A 21,663-nucleotide genomic window follows, 5' to 3' on the forward strand; every position below is an offset into this window, starting at 1 on the left:
CCTCCTAGAATAAGTTAATTAAAACTACACCGACCAGCATAACGATTAAACCAAGCACTTGGATTGGAGCTGTTGGTGTTTTAACTGAACGGAACAATCCAAATTGTTGCACGAGTATACTGCCTGTAATTTGTCCAAATAGAACGAGTACAACGGTTGGGCCGGTACCGATGATACCGACTAGTAAAATATTAATCGATACGTAGCAGGCACCAAATGCACCACCTAACCAAACCCAAAGAGGTGCTTTCTCGGTAAATGGTCGACTCACGGGCTTCAGGTTTTTATCGATAAAAATTACTAGCAGAAACAGAATAATTGTTCCTACTAAAAATGATAGGAATGCACCTGTTAGTGGTGAGTTTACTGCGACACCAAGCTGGCCGTTGACTGCCGCTTGAACAGCGAGCATAGCTCCGCCAAATAAGCCAACCGCACGCCATGGATTCTTATTAATATTACTATCGGTATCTTTCGTTAATTTACGATTTATTAAGGCATCTCTCAGGACGACAGCAAATACTACGCCGATAAGTATAAGAATGACGCCAACAAATCGGTTTAAACCGAATGGTAACATCGTAGACCGAAACCAACCAAAATGGTCAATCAACATGCTTGTAATAATCATTCCAATAATCGGCATCACTGCAGTTTCTATACTGCCGATCTTAGGGAAGATGATGATATTTCCTGTTAATGCAATCACACCACAAAGTCCACCAAGCCATATCCACCAAGGATGATTTGTTATAATCTCAAAGGTAGGAAATAATGGTAGGCCCTGTGAGATTACCACCAGAGCCAAGAGTATGGTCCCGACTAAAAATGACAACATAGAAGCTATGTAAGGAGAGAAAACGTAATTTCTCAGTTGTGAATTGACAGCGGACTGAAAGGACATTCCACTACCTATTACAATGCCTAGTATTCCTATCATGTTCTCATCCCCTGTATTTTCCTTTATGGTATCACGATTTCAAAAAGAAATCCCTTTTGGAAACCAAAAGGGACAAATCGTCTTACTTATTATTTTGAAATTCATCTAGTAGAACACGTACCTCATCTGTAGTTTCTGTACTCATCAGTTGATTTCTAAGTTCCCCTGCACCACGTATACCTTTAACGTAGATTTTAAAGAAACGACGGAGCGGCTTAAATAGTCTCGGCTCATCTTTTGAATACTTATCAAAAAGATCTAAGTGTAATCTTAAAAGATCGAGCAGTTCTTCAGGGCTATGTTCCTTTGGTTCAACTTCAAAAGCGAATGGGTTCGTGAATATTCCGCGACCAATCATCACACCATCCACGCCATACTTACGAACGAGTTCAAGACCTGTCTTTCTATCCGGTATATCGCCGTTAATTGTAAGTAGCGTATTCGGCGCAACTTCATCACGAAGTGCTTTAATTTCACCAATTAATTCCCAATGTGCATCGACTTTACTCATTTCACGTCTCGTTCTTAAATGAATCGATAAGTTTGCGATATCTTGTTCTAGAACATGCCTTAACCAGTCTCTCCATTCATCAATATCTGTATAGCCTAATCGTGTTTTTACACTGACTGGAAGTCCACCAGCTTTAGCTTCTTGAATGATTTCTGCTGCGACTTCTGGTCTTAAAATCAATCCAGAACCACGACCTTTTGTTGCGACATTCGGTACTGGACACCCCATATTGATATCGACACCTTTAAAGCCCATTTCTGCCATGCCGATACTCATTTCTCTAAAATGTTCAGGCTTATCGCCCCAAATATGTGCAACAATCGGTTGCTCATCTTCCGTAAACGTCAATCTGCCTCTTACGCTGTGTATGCCTTCAGGATGGCAAAAACTTTCCGTATTCGTAAACTCTGTAAAATAAACATCAGGTGCACTCGCTTTTGCAACAACATGTCTAAAGACAACATCAGTGACGTCTTCCATTGGTGCAAGCACAAAAAATGGACGCGGTAGCGTCTGCCAAAAATTTTCTTTCATATATGTCTAACCTTCTTATCTTTAAAATATCTCGTATAATCCATGATGAATATTACCACATAATACCTAATTAGACAAAGCAATGAAAACACCTGCAAATCGATGTCTGCAGGTGTGAGTTCCGAGTCTACACTCCACCCAGTGATAAGAACACTGTAAATAGTAGAAGTGCTACGAGCACTATGGTTAAGAATAATAAATACCACTTATTCATACTTAGTCTCCTTTAACTAGCCGTATATCAATTATACATGATAAGAAATCACTCCAGAGTAAATATGGAGTGATTTCGCTAATTAGTCATTATTTTCTTCTGTCTTCTTTGGTGCAGGTACAACATCTTCAAGTGGTCTTGCTCTATAAACAAATAAAGCTAAGATAAATGCGACAATCGTAATAATAAAGATGACGAAATATACAAATTCTGTTCCTGCAACCATCGCATCAGTAATGGCTTGTGGTGAGGTTGGATCTTCCACACCATTTAAGTAACTCGCTTGTTTAGAGTTCAATAAACCAAGAAATACTGACACACCAATTGCACCGGATAATGGCTGTAAAGTAGACATTAGTGCAGTACCATGTGAATACATGTGTTTAGGCAACTGATTTAAACCGTTCGTTTCTGCAGGCATCATCATTGCTGAAACACTTAACATAATCAACATAAAGCCGACAATGATGACCCATTCTGGTGTATCTGCAGTCAGATTACTGTACATAAACATAACTGCTGCCAAGACAATGGTTGCTGGAACCATCATGACTTTCGGTCCTACCTTATCAAATAAGGCACCCATAAATGGACTCATTAAACCATTAAGAATACTACCAGGTAATAGTAAAAGTCCTGCTGCTGCTGCAGTCAAGCCCATTGGTCCCTGCATAAATACAGGTAGAATTAGCTCTGAAGCAAACATAACCATAATAATAATAATGAACATGATTACAGCATGGGCAAACATTGGAAACTTAAACACTCTTAAATCCATAAGCGGTTCATCAAGTTTAAATTGACGCATCGCAAAAAGCACAAGACTAATCACACCAATAATTATAGGAATAAATACAGATGCTGTCATAAATCCATTTGCACTTTCACCAGCATGACTGAATCCATATATTGTACCTCCAAGACCAATCGTAGAGAAAACAATAGATAACCAATCAATCTTAGGTTTAGTAATTTCAGTAACGTTCACTAGGAACTTCATTGCAAAAAGAATCGAGAATATTGTAAATGGTACCACAAGGAAGAAGAGGAATCTCCAACCTAAATACTCAACGATTACACCTGAAAGCGTTGGTCCAATTGCAGGTGCAAACATAATGACAAGCCCTACAATCCCCATAATTTTACCTCTTTTGTGAGGTGGGTATAATAGTAAAAATACGTTAAACATAATCGGCATAATCAAACCTGTACCAACGGCTTGAATCATTCTACCAAATAATAGAACACCAAATGTTGGTGCTGAACCTGCCACAATGGTCCCGATTAAGAATGTCACCATGGTACCAATAAATAATTGTCGTGTGGTAAACCAACCAATTAAAAGTGGCGATATTGGCATAACTATAGCCATCACCAACATAAATCCTGTCGCAATCCACTGAACTGTGGGTAGCGTAATATCAAATTCTTGCATTAAAGTCGTTAATGCAATATTTAGTAATGTTTCATTGAGGATCGCAAAAAATGCCCCGATGATTAAAGCAATCATAATAGGTTTAGTTTTAACATTCGGATTTTCTGAAAGAAACTCATACTTTACGTTTTCGGTCGTCATAATACACCTCTTATCTGTTTGTTCTATAAACGTTTTGTCCACTAACGACATAATTAGTGACCTAATTAAATATAAAGTATATAGTAACTATATAGGCAAGAGGTGATTTAATGAATTCAGAAATATATTTTTCAACTGGTGATTTCGCAAAACTTTGTAATGTTTCTAAGCAAACCTTATTTTATTATGACAAAATCAATCTGCTAGAACCGATTTATAAAGATCAAAATGGTTTCCGCTATTATTCAATTACACAGTGTGACACCATGTTCTTAATTGAATCGTTAAAAGAAATGGAAACACCACTAAAGGAAATTAAGATCTTTATAAATAATACAAACCCTGAGTCCATGATTGATTTATTTAAGAAAAAGTCTGAACAGATATCTAAAAAAATTGAAAACTTACAGTCCATCCAAAATTCAATAGAAAAGAAAATTACTCTAACCAAAGAAGCACAACAACAAGATTTCTCTGAGATTGTCGTACAAAACTCAGATGTTGAATACCTATATGTGAGTCATCAACTAGTATACGATGATGAAGACTACAACATAAAGGTAATTGCAGACTTTTACCATACAAGTATGGATACTTTGAATGAGAAATACGCAATTGGTGTTATCTTAAGAAAAGATGATTTTAATCTATCGACTGAAAATAATTTCAAGCATTTGTTCGTTAGAACAGAGTATACAAAAGAACTGCCCTTGGTTAAAAAAGATAAGTGTCAAGATGTGGTCGCTTATCATATAGGTGAGTACCGTAAAATGTATCAAACTTTCGATAAAATAAAAGCGTTTATAAATAATCATCAACTAGAGATTAAAGACAAGATATACTGCGAGCCTGTATATGATCGTATTGCAGTCAGAGATGCATCACAATACGTGACAAAAATAACTGTCCCGGTTAAAGAGGCAGAAAGGAGTAAGTAATGAGTAAATCGACAAGTGTTGTAAAAACTGGTGTTGGATTCGGAACTGTTTTAGCTGTTACCATTTCTTGGAGTCTACACCAATCTATACTATGGGCGATTATCCACGGTATCCTATCATGGTTCTATGTTATTTACTATATAATTGTGAGGTAAGATTCTTATACAATAAAAAAGCTATGCAGATTACCTAATGGTTCTGCATAGCTTTTGTTTATATGTTAATAATTAAACATGCATTTCAATTTCTGCATCTTCTTTAAGCGTCTCAACTAATTTTTGAGCAGCTTCACCTTCTTTTTGACTGACCAATTGTTCTTCTAGTTGAGGTTTCAGCTCATCAAATGAAGGCGGCTCTTCTTCAGTTTCCATCTGCTCTAATTGTTCGACTTGCTGATCATACAATTCTTTTAGTTCATCTTCTGAAGGTTCGATTTCTCCAGCTTCTTCAGCAATGAGTTTATCTACTCTGACTTGAAGTTGAATTTGTTCATCGACTTCTTCTTGATTCATACCTTGCTCTTCAAACATTGTGTAAAGTTCTTCTTGTGATTCAACACCAGCTTGTTCTGTGAGCTGATCTAGAAGTTCTGTCGTTTCTTCTTCTGATGCTTCAAGTTCTCTATTATCAGCTTCTTGAACGAGTAGCTCTTGTGAAACTAAGCCATCAGCCACTTGGGTTTTAAGATCATCCTGATTGACCTCTTCACCAGACATTTGAGACATCATTGCCATCTGCTGGAACTGAGCGTTATACGCTTCTTCGAACTCAGGTTTTTCGATTTGTGTACCGTTCACTTCTGCTACGACATCAGGTACATCTTCTAAATCTGGTTCAGGCATTTCTGCTTGTTCGCCTTCACCTTCTGCTGATTCGCCTTCTGATGACTGTTCTCCTTCAGCAGCTGCTCCACCAGATTCTTCTGACGAAGCTGTTTCTTCAGTAGCATTTTCTTCTTCTGCACTTGTATCTTCTGCACCTTCATCATTACTGCATGCAGAGACAACTAATAATGATCCTATTATTGTTAATCCCGATATCCATTTTTTCATATTTAAGATAACTCCTTTTAATAAAGTGTTAGAGGTCATTCTAACGTACACAAATAAAAAAATCATGTAAAAAGGGGTGTATATAAAAATAATTTCATCGATTTTGACTGTTTCGTGACCATAAATTTCTATGTAGAAATAAAAAAGCAGCAAACACGACAAGGTGTTTGCTGCTTCTATTATTCACTTACGCTTCTTTTTGCCAACGGAGTACAGGCTTACGAGAAGCTCTAGTTTCATCTAGACGTTTAACTGAAGTTTTGTGTGGTGCTTCATGAATGATCTCTGGGTTATTCTCAGTTTCATCCGCAATTTGTAACATTGTGTCGATGAAGTGATCTAATGTTTCTTTAGATTCAGTTTCAGTCGGCTCAATCATTAATGCTTCAGCTACGATTAATGGGAAGTAAACTGTTGGCGGGTGAATATCAAAGTCCATTAGACGTTTAGCGATATCTAATGTTCTAACACCTTGTGCTTTTTGTTTATTTCCAGATAGTACGAATTCGTGTTTACAGTGTTGTGTAAATGGAAGTTCGTATTTATCTTGTAGGCTGCGCATGATGTAGTTCGCATTAAGAACTGCATACTCACTTGCTTTCTTAAGTCCTTCAGCACCAAGTGTACGGATATAAGTGTAAGCACGTACGTTGATTCCAAAGTTACCGTAGAAGTTCTTAACCATACCGATTGAATCTGGACGGTTATAATCTAATTCATAGACGCCGTCGTTTTCAACAACTTGTGGTTTTGGTAAGAATTTTGCGAGCTCTTCTGTTACACCAATTGGACCTGAACCTGGTCCACCACCGCCGTGTGGGCCAGTGAATGTTTTGTGTAAGTTTAAGTGAACCGCGTCAAAGCCCATGTCGCCTGGACGAGTGTAACCCATGATCGCGTTTAGGTTCGCACCATCATAGTACATTTTACCGCCAGCTTCGTGGACGATTTCAGCCATTTCAACGATCTCAGTTTCAAATAACCCTAAAGTATTCGGGTTCGTTAACATTAGAGCTGCTGTGTTTTCGTTAACAACTTTTTTAAGGTCTTCTACGTCTACTAGACCTTTACTGTTAGACTTAACCTCTACTACTTTAAATCCAGCAACTGCTGCAGATGCAGGGTTTGTACCGTGTGCTGAGTCAGGAACAATAATTTCGTTTCTATGACCTTCACCATTTGCTTCATGGAATGCTTTAAACACCATTAGTGAAGTCCATTCACCTTGTGAACCTGCTGCAGGTTGTAAAGTGATTTCATGCATACCAGTGATTTCCTCAAGGTGAACTTGTAGATCGTACATTAACTCTAAAGCACCTTGGATTGTTTTAGTGTCTTGGTATGGGTGAATATGACTGAAACCAGGGTGTCTAACAACATCTTCGTTGATTACTGGGTTGTACTTCATCGTACATGATCCTAAAGGATAAAATCCAGTGTGGATACCGAAGTTTCGGTTAGAAAGTCCAGTGTAGTGACGCATTAATTCTAATTCGTCTACCTCTGGAAGGTTAGCTGGCTCTTTACGAATATAAGTTTCACCAATTTCAGCTTTTAAATCAGTTTCAGGAACGTCAAGGCTTGGTAGGTGATATCCTACTCGTCCTTCTTTACTGCGTTCAAAAATTAATGGAAAGTTTTCATTAGCCATTGTTGATTACCCCCAATTCTTTAGCGAATGCATCGATTTCATCTTTAGAACGGATCTCAGTCGTTGCGATTAGCATGTGGTTCTCAAATTCTGGGTAGATACGTCCAAGATCAAAACCACCAACGATTCCTTTTTCGAATAATTGTTCATTAACTTCCTGAACAGGTTTGTTTAACTCAACAACAAATTCGTTAAAGAATGCACCGTCAAATGCTGCTTTAATACCTGCGTCTGCAAGTTGTTGTTTAGTGTAACGTGATTTTTGTAAGTTTAACTCTGACATTTCTTTCACACCATTTTTACCTAAAGCACTCATAGCTGCAGAACTTGCTACTGCGTTTAATGCTTGGTTAGAAGTGATGTTTGATGTCGCTTTCTCACGTCTGATGTGCTGCTCACGTGTTTGTAAAGCAAGCACGAATCCACGTTGACCATCTTCGTCAACTGTTTCACCAACAAAACGGCCAGGTACTTTACGCATTAACTTTTCAGTTGTTGCGAAGTAACCACAGTGTGGCCCACCAAGTTGAGCAGGAATACCAAATACTTGAGTATCACCGACAACGATGTCTGCACCGAACTCTGCAGGTGGTGTAAGGTAACCTAAAGCTAATGGGTTACTTGAAACGATCATCATCGCTTTTGGTGATGATTTAACAATTTCATTTATTTTATCGAGAGGTTCAATTTGTCCTAAGAAGTTAGGATATTGTACGATAACACCTGCTGTGTCTTCATTCACTTCTTTTTCAAGTTGGTCAAGGTCCGTACGTCCATCTACAAGGTCAATTTCAACAATTTCAATGTTTTTACCTTTAGATGCTGTCTTAACTAATTCACGGTACTCAGGATGTAATGCTTTTGAAACAAGTAGACGGCTCTTCTTAGTTTGAACGTTAGCCAAATACATAGCTTCAACTACAGCTGTACCACCATCATATAATGAAGAGTTTACAATAGGCATTCCTGTAATTTCAGAAACCATTGTTTGGAACTCGAACATTGCCTGAAGTTCACCTTGGGTCATTTCCGGTTGGTATGGTGTGTAAGAAGTATAGAACTCCTGTCTAGAAATAACATGGTCTACGACTGATGGAATAAAATGGTCATAAACACCAGCACCAAGGAATGAAGTGTACTCTTGAAGGTTAGCATTTTTAGATGCCATGGCGTTCAATTCTTTCTTAAGCTCGTACTCATTCTTAGGTTCTTTCAGGTCTAGCTCTCTGTCCAGTCTAACTTTTTCTGGAATATCAGAAAAAAGTTCATCTGTGGATTTTACACCGATTTTTTCTAACATCTGTGCTTTATCAGCTTCTGTAGCTGGTAAAAAACGAAAATCCATTACATTTTCCTCCCTATTCTTCCTGTATAATAATATTATTATTATTGTATCTAGTCTGGAGTTCGTTCCAGAAATAGAATTTACTCATGGAGACGCTTCTTTTTAGAGCGCTTTCAGAAAATGATTAGTTTCTGAATATTTATCCATACATTCATTATTATAACGATAAGTCACAGATATTAAAAGTATTTGTTATTATACTTTTGTACATTTTGCACAAATAATTATGTTACATTGTGAACCCTTTGTAGTCAGAACATATATAGTCCATTATAATAATATGAATTAACTTCTTATAGAAAGAGAGCATCACTTTATGCAACCTATACTACATGGATTTTTACTTGCACTAGGATTAATTTTACCGCTCGGCGCACAAAACGTTTTCGTCTTTAATCAAGGCACAAATCATAAGAAACTCACTGGCGCCTTACCTGTCATTATAACAGCAGGTCTAGCGGATACCTTCCTTATATTAATGGCAGTACTCGGTGTTTCATTAATCTTGATATCCTTACCTGCCCTACAATTAGTTATCTATATAATCGGTTTTGTCTTTCTCATATATATGGCCTGGTCACTTTGGCATGAAAAGCCAACTCATTTAGAAGAACAGCAATCGATGAGTGGTAAGAAACAAGTCGGTTTTGCACTATCTGTGTCCTTATTTAACCCGCATGCCCTCATAGATACTATAGGCGTTATCGGTACAAGTGCTACGGTCTATGACGGTGGGGATAAAGTTCTCTTCACCGCTTCAACCATTATTGTGTCATGGCTATGGTTTATTATGCTAGCTATAGTCGGACGGGTTGTTGGTTATATAGACAAAACAGGGAAGTACATATTGATACTCAATAAATTCTCAAGTATTATTGTCTTGATCGTCAGCTTGGTTATTCTGAAGAACATTATTGAGTTGATCTTTTTGTAATGGTAGGTTTAACGAACTCGTTTTATTTTCGAAGCGGAGACCCGTTATTACATCCGCTTCGTTTTTATTTCGAGGCCGACCTACACCATTACTTCAGTTGAAGGGAAAAGTGAACATTTAGGCAAGGTGGTTATAGCGAAAATTATATAAAATAGTTGAATATGCATCTATTTTTGTAGTTTTGATGGATGAGAAAGCAGAAGACACTTTACAACATTGTTCAAAAATAGCACTTTATTTTCATAGTGCTGCTAAGTTCTTTTTCTTAGAGACTACGTTAAATGAATTACAATTGCATGGATATCAGAACTATAATTTAAAAGGAAAAAATAAACTCTATATTTTAGGAAATGAATCTTAAATTTTAAGAGATCTATTGCTAATTTCATAAATTTTTAAAATTTCCCCAGTACCAGTATAAGTAGAAATATGGCCATTTTCCCAATACATTATGGAACATAGTTGATTGTATTTTACTTTCAAATGAAAGATAGAATTGATGTCATTCAGAGCAACTTCTGTTAATAAAGGTTTCTCAATTTTATCTTGATTTTGAATAATTTTGTTTAAAATTTTAAACTGTTCAGGGAGCGTTGCAAAAGCTTGCCATTTGATTTTCCCACGGCCCTTAGGAATTCTAGGGTTTAAATATTCTCTATGTATATTTCTGTAATCAGTTTCATAATTATACTTATCTGGGTCATTAGAATTTGGAATCATAAAAATTACCTCAAGATAATAACAGAGCATACGTTCTGTTATTGCAAGATAATTAGCAATTTAATAATTTAAGAAGAAATTTTTTATTAAATAATATACTTACCTTATAGTTAAACGAGAGTATAAAATAGTTTGTGTAAATGAATAAATATACATAATGTACATATAAATTATGTGAATTTATTGGATATAATAGCTTTTTTAACTGTCTAAATTATGGGTTACAGTTCAAACGGCTATCTTTCCCTGTTTCATAACCACCTAGCTCACGGCAATTTTCCAAGTTTGTTAAAGGTAAACGCACCCCGTTCAATTGTGCTTTGTTATTCATTAGTAACCTCCACAATAATTTTAATCATAAGAATCATTTTACCAAGGGAATGTTAAGGTCTATCGATTATTTAGTAAATATGTGTTTACTAAAATATTTGTCACTCTTAAAATAATACCTGAATTGATTCATTGGAGGTTTCGTGAATGGGGGATAGAATTTTTCGTCTACTTATATTATTTATTGATGTATTCTTTTTTCTTTTTTACATCACAATCATGGCTGAATTTGTAGAGGTTGACTACATGGCTTTCCCATACATCATCTTAACAATATATTTCATCGTCGCAACCTTTACACATCCATTTATTGGTCTAGAAACTGAAGACAAGTTTTCACATACTAAGATACCTAATTCTAAATACACACTAATTTTCGCCTACATTTTCGCACCAATTGTCTACATCTATAGCCTTATAAAAAATAATGATTCAGAGTAAAATTACTCTGAATCTTTTAATCTCACTTCGTAAAAACGCATCGCAGACAAGTCACCTTTATAGTCAAAATAGCCTTCTTCTATCATTTCTCGTAATCTATATTCTATAAAGAAGTCATCAAAGTTTTGTAATTCACCGTACACTTCTCCTACTATTCTCGCTGCTTTTATATAGGGCTCATTCTGCATTTCTACATGTATTTTCTTTGCTGTCTCTATGATAAATGCATCATATGCCGCTTCGTTTTTACTTACAATTTTATAATTACTATATGCTCTTAAATTCATTTCTGTCTGCCTTAAAGCTTTCCATTCTTCTACTAAACGTTTTCTATCATCCAAAAGTTTCTTCTTATTAAACTTCTCATATATTTCTTTTAACTGATTGATACTAAGTTCTGTGGTCTTTACTATATTCGAATTACCAATCAATTCATTATAAGCACTAGTGGTATTTAAAATGTAGATATCATTAGACCAATCCTTCAGCAAATACATCACATATCGTAAACCTGTCTGTTCACTCCCATTATCTGCAGTCCAAATAATAATAGGCTCATACGGCGCAATGTCTCTAAGTTTCTTCAAAGTGTCGTAAGAATAATGATCAACATCTGACAATTTCTCTGTCAACCAGTCTAACCGATTCTCTATCCCCTCTTTTGTATCTAAATCTAAAATCGGCCCATACGACAGGTTATCCTTTAATCCAATCACCCGACTACTATTTGTTGCGAGCTTTACAGATAACCATGCTGATTCTCCGATTACAATATGCCAAGTCATTTCATTATTCATAAAATCACCCCACATGGTTTTAACCTTTTCTATGTCTGACCAAACAAAAAGCACCCTAGTATTGAACCATAAAATTCAATACTAAGAGTGCTAAGTTTTTATCATTAAATCTATTCTACAGTAACTGATTTAGCGAGGTTACGTGGTTTATCGACATCATTACCTCTGTGAAGTGCTGCATAGTACGAAATTAACTGATAAACTACTACAGATACTAATGGTGTCAGCATTTCATGAACGTGAGGGATAACATAAGTATCGCCTTCTTGTTCTAGTCCTTCCATGGCAATCATACAAACATTGGCACCACGTGCTGCAACTTCTTGTGCATTACCACGGATGTTTAGGTTTACATTCTCTTGTGTTGCGAGTGAAAATACTGGTGTACCGTCTTCAATCAATGCGATTGTACCATGTTTCAATTCTCCACCAGCAAAGCCTTCTGCTTGAATATAGGAGATTTCTTTAAGTTTTAAGGCGCCTTCTAAGCCGACATAATAATCCATTGTTCTTCCGATAAAGAATGCATTTCTAGTCGTTTCTAAGAAGTCTTTAACAATGCCTTCAATTGTTGATGCATCATCGATTACTGAAGTAATCGCTGTCGTCACTTTACCAAGCTCTGACATCAAGTTTAAGTCGCTCTTTCTACCAAGTTCTCTTGCCGTTACAGCTGCAACAATGGAAAGTACTGCAATTTGTGCAACATAAGCTTTAGTAGATGCTACAGCAATCTCTGGACCTGCATGTAAGATTAAAGTCTGGTCCGCTTCACGTGAAAGTGTTGATCCAGGTACATTCGTAATAGTAAGAGCCTGATAACCTTTTTCTTTAATATCCACTAATACTGCACGACTGTCGGCAGTTTCACCTGACTGTGATATAAAGATGAATAGTGGATTTTCTGAAAGTAATGGTGTGTTATACACAAACTCAGATGCAACATGTACTTCGGTTGGTACACCTGCCCATTTCTCGATATATTCTTTACCAATTAAACCAGCATGGTAACTCGTTCCAGCAGCGATAATATATAAGCGATCTGCATCATTTAGCTGTTTGATGATGGCATCATCAATTTTCAAGTTCCCATTTTCATCTTGGTATTCTTTAATAATTTTACGCATGACTTGAGGCTGTTCATTAATTTCCTTAATCATGTAATGTGGGTAAGTGCCAAGTTCAGCATCACTTGCATCAATCTCGGTAATATAAGATTCACGTTCGATTACTGTACCTTCAAGATCATGAATAATCATTTGATCTTTCATGATTTGAATCACTTCACCATCCATTAATTCAACAAATTCATTTGTTAATCTAAGCATCGCCATCGCATCAGAAGTGATAACGTTAAACCCGTCACCCTTACCTAATAGTAATGGTGATTTATTTTTTGCTGCATAGATTGTATTATCATCCTCATTGTCTAATAGCCCTAATGCATATGAACCATGTAACAATGATAAAGTTTTCTTGAATGCTTCTAAAGTAGATGAACCTTCCGCTGCAAATTTAGCAATCAACTGCACGATGATCTCTGTATCAGTCTCAGACACTAATTCTACATCTGATAAGTAGTCTTCTCTTAACTGTACATAGTTCTCAATAACACCGTTATGAACAAGTGTAAAACGCCCATCGTTACTCTGGTGAGGATGAGAATTGACGACACTTGGCTCCCCATGAGTTGCCCAGCGTGTATGTCCAATCCCCACTTGACCAGAAAAATCTGCGTCAACTTGTTTTCTAAGGTCAGCAATACGGCCTTTTTCTTTAAATACTTTAGTCTCAGAGTCACCTTTAACTGCGATACCCGCTGAGTCATAACCACGGTATTCTAGCTTCTCTAGACCGTGTAATAGAATTTCCTTAACATCATTTGTTCCTATATATCCAACAATTCCACACATAAAAATACTCCTAGTCTTAATTAATGTTTTGTGGAATATCTGCTCTGTCAGATCGATCACTCGATAGTTTTAACAGATAAACTTACGAATACTTTAGTATCCGGGACAGCATCCGCCGAATGTTCGATAACTGTCCTCCTCGTCAGCAGTTAATACTGCTCTGGCGCTATTCCGATTTAAATAAAGTTTCCCTCCTTTTTACTGTCAGAATAAAAGTGTAAATTATATGGCGAAATATTACAAGATTTTTTTACCTATTTATACCATATATATTATTGTTCAATAATTTCCTTAACTCTACCAACAATACCGCCTTCTAATCTCACTTTTATACCATGCGGATGGTTTGCTGAATTTGTTAAATGCTTTAAAACGATGCCCTCTGTCAATTCCCCGGTACGCTGATGATGCTTTTGCACTACTTTGACATGACTACCTACTTTAATATTCGCTCGATTTCTATGATCCATCATTACGACTCCTTTAAGTTAAATTCATTTAACAATGTTATGTTTCTGTTTATAAAAAGTTATTTTTATATCTAGTTTAATGATATAATACCTTTATAGGAGGCACATATCATGAAGGGAAAAACTCATGTGATCGGCGGTGTCACTCTTGGTTTAACCGTGGTCCATCTCACAGATCTGGATCCAGTCGTTGTTCTAGCAAGTAGCTTAGTTGGATCACTCATTCCAGATATTTGTCATAGTGGAAGCAAAATTGGAAAGCGGATGCCAATCTTATCAAGAATAATCAACTTTGTTTTTGGACACCGCTCTTTTACTCATAGTATAGTATTTTGTTTAGTCATTCTGTTTCTAGCAGACTTTTTATTTAGCAACACAGCTATAAAGACTGGGCTTCTTTCAGGTATCATCAGTCATTACATATTAGATATGGCTACAAAAAGTGGGATCCAATTGTTCTTCCCCTTAAACTTCAAAGTTCGATTTCCATTAACCACCCGCACAGGAAGTTTTGTAGAGAACATTATCTTCTCTATACTATCTTTAATCTCTCTCTATTTAGGATTTCAAGTGCTAAGTACAAACTTTTCATCTTTCATTAATAATCTTACACCTTAAATTTTACATAAAAGTGGTCCGGACATTCATTCCGGACCACTTATCATTTATGTTTATTTATCTAAACCCATTTCAGCTTCTACAACTTTTGCAATTGTTTCACTATACTCTGTAGCTAATTCTTCAGTTTCTGCTTCCACCATTACACGTACTAATGGCTCTGTTCCTGATGCACGAACAAGAATACGGCCGTTACCGTTCATCTTATCTTCAACATCTGACATGACAGCTTTAACCGCTTCATTATCTGTTACATGGTGCTTGTCTGTTACACGAACGTTAACAAGCTCTTGAGGGAATGTCTCAACCTGAGCTGCAAGTTCACTTAACTTCTTACCAGAGTCTTTAATAATTTGAGCAAGATGAATACCTGTTAATAGTCCGTCACCCGTTGTGTTATAGTTCATCATCACGATATGTCCTGACTGCTCTCCACCAAGAGAATAGCCACCTTCACGCATCTCAGCAACAACATATCTGTCTCCGACTTTTGTCTTATCAGATTTCATGCCATGTGCTTCTAATGCTTTATAGAAACCAAGGTTACTCATTACCGTTGATACGACTGTATCGTCTTTGAGTTCACCTTTTTCTTTTAGTGATTGAGCTAAGATGAACATAATCTTATCCCCATCAACGATATCTCCATTTTCATCTACAGCAATTATTCTATCGCCATCACCATCAAAGGCTAGACCGAAATCACATTCTTCATTTTTCACTAATTCTTGTAATCTCTCAGGATGTGTCGAACCTACATTTGCATTGATATTTGTACCATCTGGGTTTGAACCGACTGTTGCTGTCTCCGCTTCTAAGTCACCAAATAAGTATGGGCCTAGGTGATAAGTCGAACCATGTGCACCATCAATACCGATTTTCAGGCCATCAAAGTCTGTGTTAATTGTTGATTTAAGGTATGAAAGGTATTTTTGACCGCCTTCAAAATAGTCAGAGATTGTACCCACATTAACACCAGTTGGTCTTGGAAGATTATCACCTTCACTATCGATTAATGCTTCAATCTCATTTTCTTGTTCATCTGTTAACTTAAATCCATCTGGACCGAAGAATTTAATACCGTTATCCTCAACTGGATTATGTGATGCAGAGATCATTACTCCAGCGTTCGCTTCCATATCTTTAGTTAAGTAAGCCACACCAGGAGTTGTAATGACACCGAGTCGCATCACTTCAGCACCGATTGATAATAGGCCAGCAATCAAGGCAGATTCAAGCATCTCACCAGAAATACGTGTATCTCTTCCTACGAGTACACGAGGGTGTTCTTGGCCTTCTCCAAGTAAAGTGTAACCGCCGTAACGGCCTAATTTAAAAGCAAATTCTGGCGTTAATCCTTCATTAGCAATACCTCTTACACCATCAGTTCCAAAATACTTTCCCATAATAGTCTCCTTTTTGTAAGTCCATGTTAATCATTTTCAATAGTGACATCTGCTTCCAGCACTGCCGGTTCACTCTTTGTCACATTTTCTGGTAATTCTATTCTAACATCTTTTGTACCCGACGATGACATTCCCTCAACATCAACCTCAGCTGTTAGTGAGTTGATAGAGTCCAAGGTTTCCTTATCACCGAATATTTCTATTGTATCATGGTTTAATTCTACATCAGATACCGTATGTCCGCTATCTGGTTCACCAACCGTTTCTTGATACACAGGTACACTTTTAGAGAGTTCTTCAACTTCAATTTCCACTCTTACAGTTTCTGGTTCGATGACGACATCTAACTTATTGTACTGAGCATCAAAAGCACTCACCTCTGCCTCTTCTACTCTCTCCTCAGTAATACTAGAAGTGTCTGACATCATGGCACGTACATATTGTATACGATTCATCGTGCTTTCTCCACCACTCACTGTCACTGTGGAAGGTTCTACATTGACTGAATCCAGTTGATAACTAGAACCCACCCTGCCGTCACTCACTTCTGCTTGAACTTCAAAAGTTTGTGATACTAGGTTTTGTATTGTAACATTTGTCGTTTCAGGCTGTACAGTTGCATTGACATTCTCAGGTAGGCCGTTTACTGTGAAGAACACTTCGTGCTCTCCTGGCTCTCTATTTCTAAGGTCTAAGGTCACTTCAAAGTTTCTCGTCGCCTGTAATCTTTTCACATTTGAACTCGAACCTGATAATTCAACTGTAACCTCTTGTGGGACACCAGAAACATAATATTCTTCTTCATCATAAAGTAATTCAACTGGTACGGATTCAACAAATTCGGCATCTTCATTTGTATTTTCGTCATCACCAAATATGTTTGCCTCATCCAAGATGTTATTTGCATTAAAGAACATCAAGATTGCTAATAAAAGTGCAACAATTCTTACTCCAACCTTACTTTCTAGCAAATATACCGCCCCCTTCCTTAGATGAAGCAGCGACTAACCACTGTTCATGGAGTAGTTTTTCAAGTGTATCCATGTCAAGTTCTTTGGTCATTTTACTGTCGTATGTAACAGACACATTCCCTGTCTCTTCAGATACGATAATCGTAAAAGCATCGGTCACTTCCGATATTCCTACAGCAGCTCTATGTCGTGTCCCTAAGTCTTTTGCGATCTTATTGCTTTCAGAAAGCGGTAAATAACTACCTGCAGTAGCGATTTTATCACCTTGAATAATCATTGCACCATCATGTAACGGTGTATTCGGTATAAAAATGTTAATAAGAAGTTGTGAGGAAATCTCTGAGTTTAATGGCACACCTGTTTCGATGTAGTCCTTTAACCCCGTTTCTTTTTCCATCACTATTAAAGCTCCAATCCGCCTTTTAGCCATATACCTTACAGCGGTGAGCATATCTTGTACAAGACGTTCCTTAACTGCAGCTTCGTTTTGTCCATTGGATCTAAATAGACTTCCACGCCCGAGTTGTTCTAGGGCTCTTCTTAGTTCAGGTTGGAAGATAACGATTACTGCTAAGAAACCCCATTGTAAAACCATATCAAACAACTGAGTTGTCGTTGTTAGATCGAAAAAATTACTAATTGCCCGCCCAATTATTATGAAAAATATCCCTTTGATTAGCTGAACGGCTTTTGTTCCTTTGATGACGGTAAGTATTAAGTAAAATACATACCAAACGATAAGCACATCGATAATACTTGTAATTACAAAGGAAGTAGAGATATTTTCAAAAAAGTTGGCTGTGTCCATAATGATTATCCTTTCTATTATGTTATAAGCCACCTAATCTCTCTGTTAACTCGCGATATACTACTGTTATTTCAGGTATGACTGAAGTATCTAACTCATTGTTAACTAATTGTTTAAATAAGGCATCTGCTTCTTTAACCTTATCCATTTTGAAATAACAATAGGCTTTTAAAACTAATAGTACTTCATCATCTGTTGTAGTCAGTATTTCTAGTGCATCATTATAACGCTCAATCTTAACCAAACAGAGCACTTTTAGCTGTTCAATTTCCAAGTCTTTATAGTGGATACCTAGTCTTGTAGAAATCAGTTCTATATCTGTAATGATTCTGTGTGCAGTGTAATACTGTTTAAATATAATATAACATTTTACAAGTGCATAGCGTAATTTTAAATCTGAAATATTTAATTCATCAAACTTCGTTAACATGTATAAAGCATCCTCTAAAATATCGATTGCTTGATCTGTTAACTTATCAATCACCAGTAAATCCGCCTTCAATAAGACTGCGTTAATATAATGTTGATTCACAGCCACAGTAGATAGTTGTTTCAATGCCTTATCTATATTCGTACGTGTACGTTTACTATCACCGAGATGACGGTAATACTGAGCATATATCAGATGAATTCGACCACTATCTGGCATAGGAATATCTTCAATCTGTTCATATTCTTTATCGATAAAATATTTCACAGATTCAAAGTCTCCATGTTCAACCTTCAATTCATAGTGACCTATTTCTCTAAGTATTTCGAAATTATTATATTTAAAATGAGATACTTCAGTCATGAAATCATTTACAGTACAATTCAAACGCTTGCTTAACTTAACCAATACATTTGTTGATGGTTGAACAGTACCTTTTTCAATCAAACTTAAATATGTGCGGGAGATGATTCCCTCAGCGAGCTCTTCTTGCGTCAGATTATTATTGTTTCGTATTTCTTTGATTCTTTGACCTATCATACTCATCCCCCTAGTACTTAACATTTTAATAATACCAAATCCAATTTTATGTAACAAACAATCATATAAATGAAATCTTGATTAATTGACGGGGTTTACTTTTTACATGATAATAAAAGAAAACATTGGAGGATACAATGAAGAATTTGCTCGTTATAAAAGACCTAGAGCAGCTCAAGTCAATTAGCGATCCGTTTAGAATGAAACTCCTTGCCATGATGTCAGAAGAAGCAAAAACTGGTCAGATGCTTGCAGACGAACTTGAATTGCCACGAGCTAAAGTCCACTATCACCTCAGCCAATTGTTAAAACACGGTATTATAACCATCTCACATACAGCAGAAAAGAAAAGCATTTTACAAAAGTTTTACATTCCTAGTGCAAAACATATTATTGCAGATATGAATATACTCAATTATAAACCATTATCCGAACATTCGGACCCGCACGTTTATCAATTAAAATTAAATGATTACTCCTTTAATGCCCTGAAGGAGTATCTTAAAAACCTAAATAATGAAGAAAACGACACCGATACTTCTTCTTATCTCATTAATATCGTAAAAACAGAAGATAAACTGATTTAGTAATATATAACAAGAAGCTATGGAAATCCGTCTTCCATAGCTTCTTTACTACCTATAATAACCTTTTCCCGAATATAAACGATGCGATTTCTACAGCTTTTTTAGCAGTATTATTTCCCTTATCAAGAAGGGGATTAACTTCCACTAAGTCACAAGAAACTAGACGATCAGATGCACTTAGTATTGTTAATGCCTCGAGTAATTCAGCTAGAAAAAGTCCCCCATTGACCTTCGTACCTGTCCCTTCTATTTCCAAAGGATCTAAACTATCTACATCTAATGATAGATGAATGGCATCACAATGCTCTAAGGAATCTAAAGCTTTTTTTATGACAACAGTCAAACGCTCGGTTCTCACATCTGACATAGTGTGACATTTAATATTTTTTTCTTTAATGTAAGCCTGCTCGCCAGAGTCTAAGTCTCTCGCTCCTATAAAGACAATATTTTCATGTTTTAACTTTGGACCACTTTTATGTACATCAACCAGCTGTTCATGCCCCTCACCTAATAAGACACCTACAGGCATACCGTGTATATTACCACTTGGTGACGTTACGCTACTATTGATATCCCCATGCGCATCAATCCAAATTACCCCTAAGTTATCATAATGATGACTAATGCCACTAATTGAACCAATAGATAAGCTATGGTCGCCTCCAATTATAAGTGGGAACTGCTTATTACTTACACTCTCATCTACCACAGAGGCAAGTACTTGACTATAATCTAATACTTCACTCAGATTGATTAAGCCATTTTTATCTTTTTCATTACCGTTCTCTTTCCATACCCCATATTGTCCAACAACATTCCCCTTATCGGTTACTTCATGGCCGAGCTCAGTCAATCTCTCTATTAAATGTTCAAAACGTAAAGCATCTGGACCTAAAGCAACACCTGGTCTTGGTTGTCCAAATGATGTTGGCGCACCGATCAAATCAATATTTACCACTACAACTCCTCCATATCTAAACCCCTTTGTTATACAAATATACTAAAGAAAGCGTTTTTATACAAGTGCTTATAAATATTAAATTTGAACTAAATTCATGTATAAAAAAAGACACTTGCTTTTGCAAGTGTCCAAGATGAGCCATGCAGGGCTCGAACCTGCGACCCTCTGATTAAAAGTCAGATGCTCTACCAACTGAGCTAATGGCTCTAAATATAAATAAAACTGGGCTGGAAGGATTCGAACCTTCGCGTCACGAGACCAAAACCCGTTGCCTTACCGCTTGGCTACAGCCCAAAAATCATGGTGGAAGGGGGCAGATTCGAACTGCCGAACCCGAAGGAGCGGATTTACAGTCCGCCGCGTTTAGCCACTTCGCTACCCTTCCAAATGAAAAATGGAGAATGACGGGCTCGAACCGCCGACCCTCTGCTTGTAAGGCAGATGCTCTCCCAGCTGAGCTAATTCTCCATATTAGACTATATTAAAATGGTGACCCGTACGGGACTCGAACCCGTGTTACCGCCGTGAAAGGGCGGTGTCTTAACCGCTTGACCAACGGGCCTAAGACAAAAAAATGGCTCCACAGGTAGGACTCGAACCTACGACCGATCGGTTAACAGCCGATAGCTCTACCACTGAGCTACTGTGGAATAAAAAATATGTAAGCCTGGCAGCGTCCTACTCTCACGGGACGTCAGTCCAACTACCATCGGCGCTGGAGAGCTTAACTACTGTGTTCGACATGGGAACAGGTGTGGCCTCTCCGCCATCGCCGCCAGACTTTGAATGTATATACATTCAAAACCAAATAGAAGTGTCAGTAAAGAGTGAACGCACTCATTTATTTCTTACTTTGAATAAGTCTTCGATGGATTAGTATTCGTCCGCTCAATGTGTCACCACACTTACACGCCGAACCTATCAACCTCATAGTCTCTGAGGCATCTATTGGGGAAATCTCATCTTGAGGGGGGCT

The 21,663-nt window shown here is 37.0% G+C and carries 21 protein-coding genes, 6 tRNA genes, 2 rRNA genes and 1 pseudogene; 7 read left to right on the forward strand and 23 right to left on the reverse strand.

Going from position 1 to position 21,663, the window contains the following annotated elements; genetic code table 11:
• Positions 1–4 precede the first annotated feature (4 nt).
• From H624_RS0107040 to H624_RS11770, 3 genes are all read right to left on the reverse strand, one after another.
• Positions 5–940: a DMT family transporter gene (locus H624_RS0107040; RefSeq protein WP_026866970.1), complete on the reverse strand. Its 936-nt coding sequence runs from the start codon at positions 938–940 to the stop codon at positions 5–7.
• 82 nt (positions 941–1,022) lie between these two features.
• Complete coding sequence (locus H624_RS0107045) at positions 1,023–1,985, reverse strand: tRNA dihydrouridine synthase (protein WP_026866971.1); 963 nt, start codon at positions 1,983–1,985, stop codon at positions 1,023–1,025.
• A gap of 296 nt (positions 1,986–2,281) precedes the next feature.
• On the reverse strand, positions 2,282–3,775 hold the full coding sequence (locus H624_RS11770) for an MDR family MFS transporter (protein WP_051220518.1): 1,494 nt from the start codon (positions 3,773–3,775) through the stop codon (positions 2,282–2,284).
• A 110-nt stretch (positions 3,776–3,885) separates the two neighbouring features.
• Between H624_RS11770 and H624_RS0107055 the strand changes: the two genes are divergently transcribed.
• On the forward strand, positions 3,886–4,713 hold the full coding sequence (locus H624_RS0107055) for a MerR family DNA-binding transcriptional regulator (protein WP_026866972.1): 828 nt from the start codon (positions 3,886–3,888) through the stop codon (positions 4,711–4,713).
• Complete coding sequence (locus H624_RS12695; protein ID WP_169515938.1) at positions 4,713–4,868, forward strand: hypothetical protein; 156 nt, start codon at positions 4,713–4,715, stop codon at positions 4,866–4,868. Before H624_RS0107055 ends, H624_RS12695 begins: the two co-directional genes overlap by 1 nt.
• A gap of 72 nt (positions 4,869–4,940) precedes the next feature.
• Here the strand turns inward: H624_RS12695 and H624_RS0107065 are convergent, their stop codons facing one another.
• The 3 genes from H624_RS0107065 to gcvPA all read right to left on the reverse strand — a co-directional run bounded on the left by H624_RS0107065 (position 4,941) and on the right by gcvPA (position 8,761).
• Positions 4,941–5,765, reverse strand: coding sequence for a SurA N-terminal domain-containing protein (locus H624_RS0107065; RefSeq protein WP_026866973.1), 825 nt, complete (start codon positions 5,763–5,765; stop codon positions 4,941–4,943).
• 187 nt (positions 5,766–5,952) lie between these two features.
• Positions 5,953–7,416, reverse strand: coding sequence for an aminomethyl-transferring glycine dehydrogenase subunit GcvPB (gene gcvPB / locus H624_RS0107070; RefSeq protein ID WP_026866974.1), 1,464 nt, complete (start codon positions 7,414–7,416; stop codon positions 5,953–5,955).
• Complete coding sequence (gene gcvPA / locus H624_RS0107075; protein WP_026866975.1) at positions 7,409–8,761, reverse strand: aminomethyl-transferring glycine dehydrogenase subunit GcvPA; 1,353 nt, start codon at positions 8,759–8,761, stop codon at positions 7,409–7,411. Before gcvPA ends, gcvPB begins: the two co-directional genes overlap by 8 nt.
• Before the next feature lie 316 nt (positions 8,762–9,077).
• On the opposite strand from gcvPA, the gene H624_RS0107080 reads away from it, so the two are divergent.
• Entirely contained in the window at positions 9,078–9,695 is a 618-nt protein-coding gene (locus H624_RS0107080; protein WP_026866976.1) for a LysE/ArgO family amino acid transporter, read from the forward strand.
• Between the two features lie 87 nt (positions 9,696–9,782).
• Positions 9,783–10,046: pseudogene (locus H624_RS12700) on the forward strand (hypothetical protein); the annotation flags it as partial.
• Positions 10,047–10,052: 6 nt separating this feature from the next.
• Here the strand turns inward: H624_RS12700 and H624_RS11775 are convergent.
• Entirely contained in the window at positions 10,053–10,415 is a 363-nt protein-coding gene (locus H624_RS11775) for a YolD-like family protein (RefSeq protein ID WP_035856355.1), read from the reverse strand.
• Positions 10,416–10,892: 477 nt separating this feature from the next.
• Between H624_RS11775 and H624_RS0107100 the strand changes: the two genes are divergently transcribed.
• Positions 10,893–11,186, forward strand: coding sequence for a hypothetical protein (locus H624_RS0107100; RefSeq protein WP_026866977.1), 294 nt, complete (start codon positions 10,893–10,895; stop codon positions 11,184–11,186).
• A 2-nt stretch (positions 11,187–11,188) separates the two neighbouring features.
• Here H624_RS0107100 and H624_RS11780 read toward each other — a convergent pair whose 3' ends face one another.
• The 3 genes from H624_RS11780 to H624_RS0107115 form a co-directional block, all read right to left on the reverse strand.
• Entirely contained in the window at positions 11,189–11,983 is a 795-nt protein-coding gene (locus tag H624_RS11780) for a DUF1835 domain-containing protein (protein WP_026866978.1), read from the reverse strand.
• A 110-nt stretch (positions 11,984–12,093) separates the two neighbouring features.
• Positions 12,094–13,896, reverse strand: a complete 1,803-nt coding sequence (glmS, locus tag H624_RS0107110; RefSeq protein WP_026866979.1) for a glutamine--fructose-6-phosphate transaminase (isomerizing) — start codon at positions 13,894–13,896, stop codon at positions 12,094–12,096.
• Between the two features lie 272 nt (positions 13,897–14,168).
• Entirely contained in the window at positions 14,169–14,366 is a 198-nt protein-coding gene (locus H624_RS0107115; RefSeq protein WP_026866980.1) for a YwbE family protein, read from the reverse strand.
• 111 nt (positions 14,367–14,477) lie between these two features.
• On the opposite strand from H624_RS0107115, the gene H624_RS0107120 reads away from it, so the two are divergent.
• A complete protein-coding gene (locus H624_RS0107120; RefSeq protein WP_026866981.1) occupies positions 14,478–14,984 on the forward strand; it encodes a metal-dependent hydrolase in 507 nt (168 codons plus the stop codon).
• Between the two features lie 53 nt (positions 14,985–15,037).
• On the opposite strand, the gene glmM is transcribed toward H624_RS0107120, so the two are convergent.
• Genes glmM through H624_RS11785 form a run of 4 tightly spaced genes read right to left on the reverse strand, consistent with a single transcriptional unit; the run spans position 15,038 to position 19,139 of the window.
• Positions 15,038–16,390, reverse strand: a complete 1,353-nt coding sequence (glmM, locus tag H624_RS0107125; RefSeq protein ID WP_026866982.1) for a phosphoglucosamine mutase — start codon at positions 16,388–16,390, stop codon at positions 15,038–15,040.
• Between the two features lie 26 nt (positions 16,391–16,416).
• A complete protein-coding gene (locus tag H624_RS0107130; RefSeq protein WP_026866983.1) occupies positions 16,417–17,361 on the reverse strand; it encodes a CdaR family protein in 945 nt (314 codons plus the stop codon).
• Positions 17,348–18,169, reverse strand: coding sequence for a diadenylate cyclase CdaA (cdaA, locus tag H624_RS0107135; RefSeq protein ID WP_026866984.1), 822 nt, complete (start codon positions 18,167–18,169; stop codon positions 17,348–17,350). The genes H624_RS0107130 and cdaA overlap by 14 nt, the downstream gene beginning before the upstream one ends.
• Before the next feature lie 22 nt (positions 18,170–18,191).
• On the reverse strand, positions 18,192–19,139 hold the full coding sequence (locus H624_RS11785; protein ID WP_051220520.1) for a helix-turn-helix domain-containing protein: 948 nt from the start codon (positions 19,137–19,139) through the stop codon (positions 18,192–18,194).
• 137 nt (positions 19,140–19,276) lie between these two features.
• Between H624_RS11785 and H624_RS0107145 the strand changes: the two genes are divergently transcribed.
• A complete protein-coding gene (locus tag H624_RS0107145) occupies positions 19,277–19,726 on the forward strand; it encodes a winged helix-turn-helix domain-containing protein (RefSeq protein ID WP_026866985.1) in 450 nt (149 codons plus the stop codon).
• Between the two features lie 52 nt (positions 19,727–19,778).
• Here H624_RS0107145 and rocF read toward each other — a convergent pair whose 3' ends face one another.
• The 9 genes from rocF to H624_RS0107190 all read right to left on the reverse strand — a co-directional run.
• On the reverse strand, positions 19,779–20,684 hold the full coding sequence (rocF, locus tag H624_RS0107150; RefSeq protein WP_026866986.1) for an arginase: 906 nt from the start codon (positions 20,682–20,684) through the stop codon (positions 19,779–19,781).
• Positions 20,685–20,821: 137 nt separating this feature from the next.
• Positions 20,822–20,894, reverse strand: a tRNA-Lys gene (locus tag H624_RS0107155).
• A 15-nt stretch (positions 20,895–20,909) separates the two neighbouring features.
• Positions 20,910–20,981 (reverse strand) — tRNA-Gln (locus tag H624_RS0107160).
• Positions 20,982–20,988: 7 nt separating this feature from the next.
• Positions 20,989–21,072 (reverse strand) — tRNA-Tyr (locus H624_RS0107165).
• A gap of 10 nt (positions 21,073–21,082) precedes the next feature.
• Positions 21,083–21,155, reverse strand: a tRNA-Val gene (locus H624_RS0107170).
• 19 nt (positions 21,156–21,174) lie between these two features.
• A tRNA-Glu gene (locus H624_RS0107175) sits at positions 21,175–21,249 on the reverse strand.
• A 13-nt stretch (positions 21,250–21,262) separates the two neighbouring features.
• Positions 21,263–21,337: transfer RNA gene (locus H624_RS0107180), tRNA-Asn, on the reverse strand.
• Positions 21,338–21,352: 15 nt separating this feature from the next.
• Positions 21,353–21,467: ribosomal RNA gene (gene rrf / locus H624_RS0107185) — 5S ribosomal RNA — on the reverse strand.
• A gap of 73 nt (positions 21,468–21,540) precedes the next feature.
• Positions 21,541–21,663: ribosomal RNA gene (locus H624_RS0107190) — 23S ribosomal RNA — on the reverse strand; the annotation flags it as partial.

The organism is Jeotgalicoccus marinus DSM 19772, assembly GCF_000425825.1.
Classification (GTDB): Bacteria; Bacillota; Bacilli; order Staphylococcales; family Salinicoccaceae; genus Jeotgalicoccus; species Jeotgalicoccus marinus.